The 8,582-nt window shown below is 35.6% G+C and carries 10 protein-coding genes and 1 pseudogene; all 11 read left to right on the plus strand.

All coding sequences use genetic code 11. The features are described 5' to 3' along the window. Positions 1-13: 13 nt before the first annotated feature. The 11 genes and pseudogenes from rsmA to K7G79_RS13670 all read left to right on the plus strand — a co-directional run bounded on the left by rsmA (position 14) and on the right by K7G79_RS13670 (position 8,491). Complete coding sequence (gene rsmA / locus K7G79_RS13620; protein ID WP_223552150.1) at positions 14-799, plus strand: 16S rRNA (adenine(1518)-N(6)/adenine(1519)-N(6))-dimethyltransferase RsmA; 786 nt, start codon at positions 14-16, stop codon at positions 797-799. A gap of 115 nt (positions 800-914) precedes the next feature. After that, positions 915-2,285, plus strand: a complete 1,371-nt coding sequence (gene mgtE / locus K7G79_RS13625; protein WP_223552151.1) for a magnesium transporter — start codon at positions 915-917, stop codon at positions 2,283-2,285. Between the two features lie 67 nt (positions 2,286-2,352). After that, on the plus strand, positions 2,353-3,312 hold the full coding sequence (locus K7G79_RS13630; RefSeq protein ID WP_223552152.1) for a 2-hydroxyacid dehydrogenase: 960 nt from the start codon (positions 2,353-2,355) through the stop codon (positions 3,310-3,312). 26 nt (positions 3,313-3,338) lie between these two features. Beyond that, complete coding sequence (locus K7G79_RS13635) at positions 3,339-3,794, plus strand: DUF1801 domain-containing protein (RefSeq protein WP_223552153.1); 456 nt, start codon at positions 3,339-3,341, stop codon at positions 3,792-3,794. A 160-nt stretch (positions 3,795-3,954) separates the two neighbouring features. Then, positions 3,955-4,342: pseudogene (locus K7G79_RS13640) on the plus strand (VOC family protein). Positions 4,343-4,366: 24 nt separating this feature from the next. Continuing rightward, positions 4,367-5,131 (plus strand): sulfite exporter TauE/SafE family protein, encoded by a 765-nt coding sequence (locus tag K7G79_RS13645; RefSeq protein ID WP_223552154.1) that lies wholly within the window; start codon positions 4,367-4,369, stop codon positions 5,129-5,131. A 53-nt stretch (positions 5,132-5,184) separates the two neighbouring features. Next, positions 5,185-5,589 carry a TM2 domain-containing protein gene (locus K7G79_RS13650; RefSeq protein WP_223552155.1) on the plus strand — a complete coding sequence of 135 codons (405 nt, stop codon included), beginning with the start codon at positions 5,185-5,187 and terminating at the stop codon, positions 5,587-5,589. 93 nt (positions 5,590-5,682) lie between these two features. Next, the gene (locus K7G79_RS13655; protein ID WP_223552156.1) at positions 5,683-6,006 is read left to right on the plus strand and encodes a helix-turn-helix transcriptional regulator; all 324 of its coding nucleotides are present in this window, start codon (positions 5,683-5,685) and stop codon (positions 6,004-6,006) included. A gap of 75 nt (positions 6,007-6,081) precedes the next feature. Continuing rightward, positions 6,082-6,588, plus strand: coding sequence for a DUF6428 family protein (locus K7G79_RS13660; RefSeq protein WP_223552157.1), 507 nt, complete (start codon positions 6,082-6,084; stop codon positions 6,586-6,588). Between the two features lie 95 nt (positions 6,589-6,683). After that, complete coding sequence (locus K7G79_RS13665; RefSeq protein WP_223552158.1) at positions 6,684-7,103, plus strand: arsenate reductase ArsC; 420 nt, start codon at positions 6,684-6,686, stop codon at positions 7,101-7,103. A 53-nt stretch (positions 7,104-7,156) separates the two neighbouring features. After that, positions 7,157-8,491 (plus strand): sulfatase, encoded by a 1,335-nt coding sequence (locus tag K7G79_RS13670; protein ID WP_223552159.1) that lies wholly within the window; start codon positions 7,157-7,159, stop codon positions 8,489-8,491. Positions 8,492-8,582 lie beyond the last annotated feature (91 nt).

Below are 8,582 nucleotides of genomic sequence, written 5' to 3' on the forward strand. Positions count from 1 at the left end.
AAGTTGAAAATCTGTGGCCGATAATTACCAAGTCAAAGCAAAAAAGCATTTAGGACAACATTTTTTGAAGGATGAAAACATTGCCCAAAAAATAGCTGATTCCTTAACCCTAATGGGTTATAAGAAGGTGCTGGAAATAGGGCCAGGTATGGGTGTACTTACCAAGTATTTACTTAAAAAGGACTTAACAACATATGTTATAGAAATTGACGCCGAATCGGTTGAATACCTAAAAGTCAATTACTTAAATTTGGCATCGCGCATTATTGAACAAGATTTTTTAAAGTACGATTTAAACCAAGTATTTCGAGGTGAATCCTTTGCCATTATTGGTAATTATCCCTACAACATATCATCCCAAATTGTTTTTAAAGCTTTAGAAATGCGTCACCAAATTCCTGAGTTTTCAGGGATGTTTCAAAAGGAGGTAGCACAACGTATTTGTTCTGAGGAAGGTAGTAAGGTATATGGTATTTTATCGGTGTTAGCACAGGCGTTTTACGAAGCCGAATACTTGTTTACTGTACCACCGTCAGTATTTAATCCGCCGCCAAAGGTAGATTCTGGAGTGCTTAGACTCATTAGAAAAGAGAATTATTCTTTACCTTGTAAAGAAGCTTTATTTTTTAAAGTCGTAAAAACAGCTTTTGGACAGCGTAGAAAAACATTACGTAACAGTTTAAAAACATTCAATTTAACTGATAATTTAAAAGCAAATAGTATATTTGGAAAACGTCCAGAACAATTAAGCGTACAACAGTTTATTGAGCTTACACAGCTTATTGAAAATGACATATAGGCGGTCATTGAGGTTCTCGAAATGACCGAGAATCAATTTTGTTGATAGTGAGGGCTTTAACCAATCCTTTAGATTGTTGTTGTTTGAATTGTTCCTATATTAATACGGTTGTTTTATGTCTGAAGAAAAAAAAAGCATACAATTTGAATTGACCGATGCGCTTATCGTGCAAGTAGAGCTGCTTATCGAAGCAAAAAACGATAAGGAGCTCAAAAAATTGTTGGACGAATTCCATTATGCCGATATTGCTGAAATTCTAGATGAACTCAACCTGGAAGAAGCCATCTATGTCATAAAATTGTTGGATTCTGAGACAACTTCCGATGTATTAATGGAGCTTGACGAAGACATTCGTGAGAAAGTTCTAAAAAACCTTTCGGACAAAGAAATCGCCGAAGAAATTGAAGAACTAGATACCGACGATGCTGCTGATATTATTGCCGAATTACCTGAAGAACGGCAACAGGTTGTTATCTCCCAAATTGAAGACCAAGAGCATAAAGCTGAAATTGAAGAGCTTTTAGCTTATGATGAAGATTCTGCAGGAGGTCTAATGGCCAAAGAGTTAGTAAAAGTTTACGAAACATGGACGGTTGCAGGTTGTTTACGTCGTATTAGGGGTCAGGCTAAAGAAGTAACCCGAGTACACTCCATTTATGTTGTGGATAAGCAGGATAAATTGGTGGGACGTTTGTCCCTAAAAGATTTAATCGTCGCCAAAAGCGAACAAAAAATAGCAGATATTTCGAATAGTAGTGTGGATTGGGTACACGTTAATGATGACGTAGAAGATGTAGCTAAAATCATGGCCAAATACGATTTGGAAGCCATCCCAGTTGTAGACGACAATAAAACGCTGTTGGGAAGAATTACCATTGATGATATTGTAGATGTTTTAAAGGAAGAAGCCGATAAAGATTACCAACTAGCCGCTGGTATTACCCAAGATGTCGATTCAGATGATAGTATTTTAGATCTAACAAAAGCGCGTTTACCATGGTTGTTTTTGGGTTTGGTTGGTGGTGTTGGGGCGTTTTTGATTATGGAGGGCTTTCAAGAAGCATTTAATAAATATGCCGTTTTGTTCTTTTTTACGCCGCTTATAGCAGCCATGGCGGGTAATGTAGGGGTTCAATCCAGTGCTATTATAGTGCAGGGTTTGGCAAACGACGATGTTAAAGGGAGTGTTAATAGTCGTTTAATCAAAGAGATGCTCCTTGCAGCTTTAAACGGACTTATTTTAGCTGCATTTTTATTTCTATTTGTATGGGCTTCCAAAGGAGAAATGAATACCGCTTTTGCAATTTCAATATCCTTGGTGGCCGTTATTATTGTATCAGGGCTCATAGGTACTTTTGTGCCCTTATTTTTAGATAAACGAGGTATAGACCCAGCCATTGCAACAGGCCCATTTATAACAACGAGCAACGATATTTTTGGTATCCTTATCTATTTTTGGATAGCAAAATTGATTTTGGGGATTTAAGCATATTATATGCTGAACTTGTTTAAGCATTCCATTATTTTTTACTTTTGAGCAATATTCATTTTTTATGAAAATCCTCCATCTCGATACCAATCATCCACTTTTAATAGATCAGCTTAATGCTTTAGGATTTGTTAATCATGAAGATTATAAGTCTTCAAGGGTTGATATTGAAGACAAAATTATGACCTATGATGGTATAATAATTAGAAGTCGTTTTACAATAGATAGATCATTTTTAGATGCTGCAACTAATTTAAAATTCATTGGGCGAGTAGGTGCTGGGCTAGAGAATATTGATTGTGATTATGCACAACAAAAAGGAGTGCATTTAATAGCTGCGCCCGAAGGTAACCGCAATGCGGTAGGCGAACATACCTTAGGTATGTTGTTGGCCTTGTTTAATAAGCTTAATAAAGCGGATGTTGAGGTTAGGCAAGGCAGGTGGTTACGTGAAGACAACCGTGGTATTGAATTGGATGGCAAAACAGTTGGTATTATTGGCTATGGCAATATGGGTAAGGCTTTTGCTAAAAAACTAAAAGGTTTTAATGTTGAGGTATTGTGTTACGATATTAAGGAAAATGTAGGAGACGAAAATGCTAAACAAGTAAGTCTAGGGGTACTTCAAGAACGAGCAGATGTGGTTAGTTTGCATACGCCACAAACTCCTTTAACGATGAATATGATTAATACCGAATTTATTTCTGCCTTTGAAAAATCATTTTGGTTTTTAAATACGGCTCGTGGTAAAAATTTAGTGACGGCCGATTTGGTTGCGGCATTACAATCGGGAAAAATTTTGGGAGCTGGCTTGGACGTTTTGGAATATGAAAAAGCCTCGTTTGAAAATTTATTTAAATCTAATGTCAGTTCTAGCGGAGTCGATAATTTGCCCGACGCGTTTAAATATTTAATTAAAGCTGAAAATGTATTGTTAACACCCCATATAGCCGGTTGGACGGTTGAAAGCAAAATAAAATTGGCACAAACTATAGTAGATAAGATCAAGGCGAAATTTTGTTAACTTTAGATTTTACTTAAGTCCATGCTATGCGATACAAAGCCACATCGCCCGATGATTATATCAATCAGGTTCCAAAAGACCATCAGGATGCCTTAATAAAGCTTCGAAAAACCATTGCAGCAAACTTGCCCGAAGGTTTTGAAGAAGGTGTAAACTATAATATGATTGGGTATTATATTCCTCATGTTGTTTATCCAAAGGGATATCATTGCAATCCAAAACTGCCTTTACCCTTTATGAATATTGCTTCACAAAAAAATTCTATAAATATATATCACATGGGGATTTATGCCAATGAAAGTTTAAAGAAGTGGTTTGTAGAAGCTTATAAAAAGCAATCGACTAAAAAATTGGACATGGGGAAAAGTTGTATGAGGTTCAAAAAAGTAGAAGATATTCCTTTTGGTTTAATAGGAGAGCTAGCAGGTAAAATATCTGCCAAAGAATGGATAACCTATTACGAAGCAGCAATAAAAAAATAATTATTAAGGGGGAAGCTCGAAGTTAAAATCAACGATCTAACTAAACATCTTAACAGCAAACAACGAAACATTGAAATATCCATTTTAGTTCTCAATTAAACGATGAGAGTGATAATTTGGATATTCCATGTGTCCTTTGAAAAATAATAAATACTAACACATGAAACAGAGAGTCACTGGGATAGGAGGTCTTTTTTTTTAAGAGTACAGACCCCAAGGCTACCAAAGATTGGTATAATAAACAGTTAGGTTTTAAGACCGATAACTATGGTTGCTCCTTTTGGTGGAAGGACAAGGATGTTAACGATTGTAGCGCACAATGTAGTCCGTTCGCCCAAGACACAAACTATTACGAGCCTTCTAAAAAGGATTTTATTTTTAATTATCGAGTGGAAAATTTAGAGGAACTTCTTCAGGTTTTAAAAGAAGAAGGTGTCACTGTAGTGGGAGAAATGGAAACATATGAGTATGGCAAATTCGGCTGGATTTTAGTTAACGACAGCAATAAAATTGAGCTGTGGGAACCTATAGATAGTGCTTTTTTGTAACTTCGTTGCTTCAAATAATTGCTCTTGTCTTACATAGAAATACTAGAATCTTATAACTTAACTGCACTACAATGGATAGCCATAAGTTTCGCGGTTTTTTTATTAGGTCTAGCCAAAGCAGGTGTTAAGGGCATAGGGATTATTATTGTTATTATTCTTGCTTTTGTGTTTGGTGAGAAGGCATCTACAGGAATATTGTTGCCCATGCTTATTGTGGCCGATATTTTGGCTGTGATATACTATAATAGGCATACCCAATGGATTTATATTAAAAAATTAATGCCTTGGATGGTTGTTGGCGTATTGATTGGTGTTTGGATAGGCAACGATATTTCAGAGTTACTGTTTAAAAGAATCATGGCGATCATTATTATAGTCTCTGTGTTTATTATGGTTTATACCGAAAACAAAAAGACTTTAGTGTTACCTAAACATAAATTGTTTTCTGGGTCAGCTGGTTTTTTGGCTGGGTTTACAACCATGATAGGCAATTTAGCTGGACCAATATCGAACATCTATTTTCTGGCTACCCGATTACCGAAAAATGAATTTATTGGAACGGCCGCTTGGCTCTTCTTTATAATTAATGTGTTTAAGTTACCATTTCATTTTTTTGTGTGGCATACCGTGAGTAAGGGAACTCTATTTTTAAATTTGGTAATGGTGCCAGTAGTGGTTGTGGCCTTTTTCATTGGCGCATCTGTAGTAAAGTTAATCTCTAATGTAAATTACAGGCGCTTTATTTTATTCGTCACGGCTTTGGGAGGTATTTTAATGTTGTTTAGGTAAAATGTGAGTTATTTTTTGCTAAATTTAAACCACTAATTTAAAATCAATTAAAAATGTCTGATGATAAAAATTTAAGAGATGACCTAAATGATATGCTAGGTGACGCTAAGGAAAAAGCAAATGAATTTGCAAAAGAAGCCAAAGAATCTGCTTCAGAGTTTGCCGAAGGAGCTAAAGAAACCTTTGCTTCTGGGGAAAACAAAAAAATATTGGCCGGAGTTTTAGGCATTCTTTTTGGCGGACTTGGAATACATAAATTTATTTTGGGTTATAATAAGGAGGGAGGGATCCTCCTAGGAGCAACATTAATAGGTATTCTTTTATCATGCGTTGGTATTGGTATTTTGTTTGTTTGGATACCTGGTATTGTTGGATTTATTGAAGGCATTATCTATTTGACAAAGTCTGATGCAGAATTTTATAACACTTATCAAGCAGGGAAAAAACCTTGGTTTTAATATTGTCAAACAATAAAAGCCAAAAAAATATGTTTTGGCTTTTTTGTTTCATTTTATTATCGTAATATTGCGATATATAAATAATAAAAAATTATGGGAATAACAAAAACACAAATATTCACAGAGCAACAAAACGATTTGGCTCAGTTATTTAAGGTGTTGGGACATCCTGCCAGAGTTGCTATTTTACAGTATATAAGCAATCAAAATGCATGTATTTGTAACGATTTGGTTACAGAAATAGGCTTGGCTCAAGCCACTATTTCCCAGCACTTAAAAGAACTCAAAACTATTGGATTACTTAAAGGCGAAGTAGAAGGTAAAAGCATGTGTTACTGTATTGATATTGAACGTTGGATTGCAATTCAAAAGCAATTGAATCAATTTTTTAATACCACAAAGTCAAATTGTTGTTAATGAAGTATGAAGCTAGAAGTATGAAGTTGTGTTATGCAAAAAGGTCTAATTAGAAATAACAAACATAAAATAATCATGAAAACAAAAGAATTATTCACAGTATTGAAAAGTAATAAAGATAAATCTTTGTTGTTTGAGTATGCCCCTAACTTGCTGGTTGGTGCTAATTATCACATTACTGAAGTGAAGCATGTAACAATTGACTCTGTAGATTGTGGTGCACAAACCGATGCATGGAAAGAAACAATCATTCAGTTATGGGAAAGTCCTATGGAGTTGGGCAAAACAGAATATATGTCGGTATACAAAGCCCTTTCTATTTTAAAGAAAGTAGAAAAAATGAAACCGTTTCAATTAACTTCCGAGGTAAAGTTTGAATATGGCAATACGACTTTCCATACGGCTCAGTTATTTGTTAACGATTTCGAAATACGAGGTAACAACTTAATATTTAAATTAGCCGTTGAAAAAACAGATTGTAAGGCAAAATCTACATGTAGTGTGCAGGATTCTAATGATAAACCTGAACTTGCAGCGGCAGAGGTTGAACCCTGTTGTTCACCAAGTGGTAATTGTTGTTAGAAAACTGTTGTCATTGCTGCGAAAGGCAGTGATCCATATGATGAAAAAACCATTTAAAAATAGATTCCTCCCTTTCGCAGGAATAACAAATTGAGATGAAAAACATACTTGTTTTATGTACAGGAAATTCCTGTAGAAGTCAAATGGCCCATGGTTACTTAAACCATTTTTTGAAAGGACGAAATGTAACCGTTTACAGTGCTGGAATTCAAACCCATGGCATTAATCCAGGAGCCGCGGCTATTATGAAAGAAGATGGCATTAGCATAGACCATCACACTTCAAACCATGTAGATGAATATGGCCATATAAACTTCGATTACATCATTACTGTTTGTGACCATGCCAACGAAAATTGCCCATATATCCCAAGTAAGAATGCTATGCGCTTACACCATAATTTTTATGATCCATCAAAATTAGAAGGAACGGAAAACGAAAAACATACTGCTTTCTTAAAGGCTAGGGAGGAAATTAAAGCATATTTTAAGGATTTTGTATCAGAGTATTTTTAGAGGGTTAATCCCTTTAAAATAAATGTTGTTTTTGGATAAACTTTGTTTGTCCAATGAAAAAACCAGCGTTTGTTTTAGGGCTTTTACTCATTATACTTTGCTCTTGTCGGGGGGGTATAAGAGAAAATAAACCAAATATCATTATCTTTTTTACAGACGATCAAGGTTACGCCGATTTGGGGGTTTATGGTGCTGAAGGCTTCGAAACACAGCACTTTGATGCCTTGGCTAAACAAGGTATAATGTTTACTGATTTTTATGTGCCTGCTACGGTGTGTACGCCCTCTCGTGCTGCATTGTTAACAGGAAAGTATCCCAAACGCATTAATATGCATCAAGGAGTGCTTTCACCATATTCAACTACCGGACTAGATCCCAATGAATATACCCTAGCTGAGCTATTAAAGGACCATGGGTACAAAACCTCCTGTATAGGCAAATGGCATTTAGGACATTTGGAAGAATTTATGCCCAATAATCAAGGGTTTGATGAGTTTTACGGTGTTCCCTATTCCAACGATATGGATAGCTTTTATTATGCGCATAACAATTTTCAATCACCGCCATTGCCGTTTTACAGAAATGTCGAACTTATAGGTGAAGGTATAGACCAACGGTTATTAACCAAACGGTATACCGAAGAAGCTGTTAAGCAAATAAAAAAAAGACAAAAAGGGCAACCATTTTTTATGTATTTGGCGCATACTATGCCCCATACCCCATTACATGTGTCTGAGCAATTTTCAGGAAAGAGTACTTTAGGTCTTTACGGTGATGTTATAATGGAGTTAGACTGGAGTATGGGGGAGATTGTTAGGGCATTAAAAGAAGAGGAGATTTATGAAAACACTATAATTATATTTACCTCAGATAATGGCCCTGAAAAGGGTTCGGCAAAACCTTTAAGAGGTAAAAAAGCCCAAACCTGGGAAGGAGGCCAACGTGTTCCAGGAATTATTAGTTGGCCAAATAATATACCTTCGGGTACTGTAAGCTCAGAAATGGTGACAACTTTGGACGTATTCCCAACTTTAGCCAAGCTGGTAGGTGCAAATATTGAAACATTAAAAGGAGTGGACGGTGATGATATTTCAGCCTTTTTAACACGCCCCAATTCTGTAAAATTAAAAGAGCGGCCATTTTACTATTATGCCCGAAATGGCGATTTGGAAGCTGTACGTTTAGGTGAATGGAAACTTCATATTTCAAAAAGTTTAGGATGGAATACTAAAGAAGATGGCGAATTTCAAACCGCACTTTATAATTTAAAAACCGACATTGGTGAGCAACATAATATTGCTAAAGAGTATCCAGCTATTGTTAACCGATTAAAGCAAATGATGGCTGCGTTTGATGCTGAGTTATATAATAAAGCATTTAAAAACTAACACTAGCGTCCAAAAGTTTTAATTTTAAAGTAGCCTGAGAATCCCGTATTTTAGATTTGTGATAAAAAAATACGAATTATGGGACTCTTCA

Source organism: Aestuariivivens sp. NBU2969 (genome assembly GCF_019931125.1).
Lineage (GTDB): Bacteria > Bacteroidota > Bacteroidia > Flavobacteriales > Flavobacteriaceae > Aestuariivivens > Aestuariivivens marinum.

Coding starts and splice junctions, on each gene's coding strand:
- K7G79_RS13635 (WP_223552153.1), top strand. CDS start 3,339: ATGCGATACAAAGCCACATCGCCCGATGATTATATCAATCAGGTTCCA.
- K7G79_RS13665 (WP_223552158.1), top strand. CDS start 6,684: ATGAAAAACATACTTGTTTTATGTACAGGAAATTCCTGTAGAAGTCAA.
- K7G79_RS13655 (WP_223552156.1), top strand. CDS start 5,683: ATGGGAATAACAAAAACACAAATATTCACAGAGCAACAAAACGATTTG.
- K7G79_RS13630 (WP_223552152.1), top strand. CDS start 2,353: ATGAAAATCCTCCATCTCGATACCAATCATCCACTTTTAATAGATCAG.
- K7G79_RS13650 (WP_223552155.1), top strand. CDS start 5,185: ATGTCTGATGATAAAAATTTAAGAGATGACCTAAATGATATGCTAGGT.
- K7G79_RS13670 (WP_223552159.1), top strand. CDS start 7,157: ATGAAAAAACCAGCGTTTGTTTTAGGGCTTTTACTCATTATACTTTGC.
- K7G79_RS13660 (WP_223552157.1), top strand. CDS start 6,082: ATGAAAACAAAAGAATTATTCACAGTATTGAAAAGTAATAAAGATAAA.
- mgtE (WP_223552151.1), top strand. CDS start 915: ATGTCTGAAGAAAAAAAAAGCATACAATTTGAATTGACCGATGCGCTT.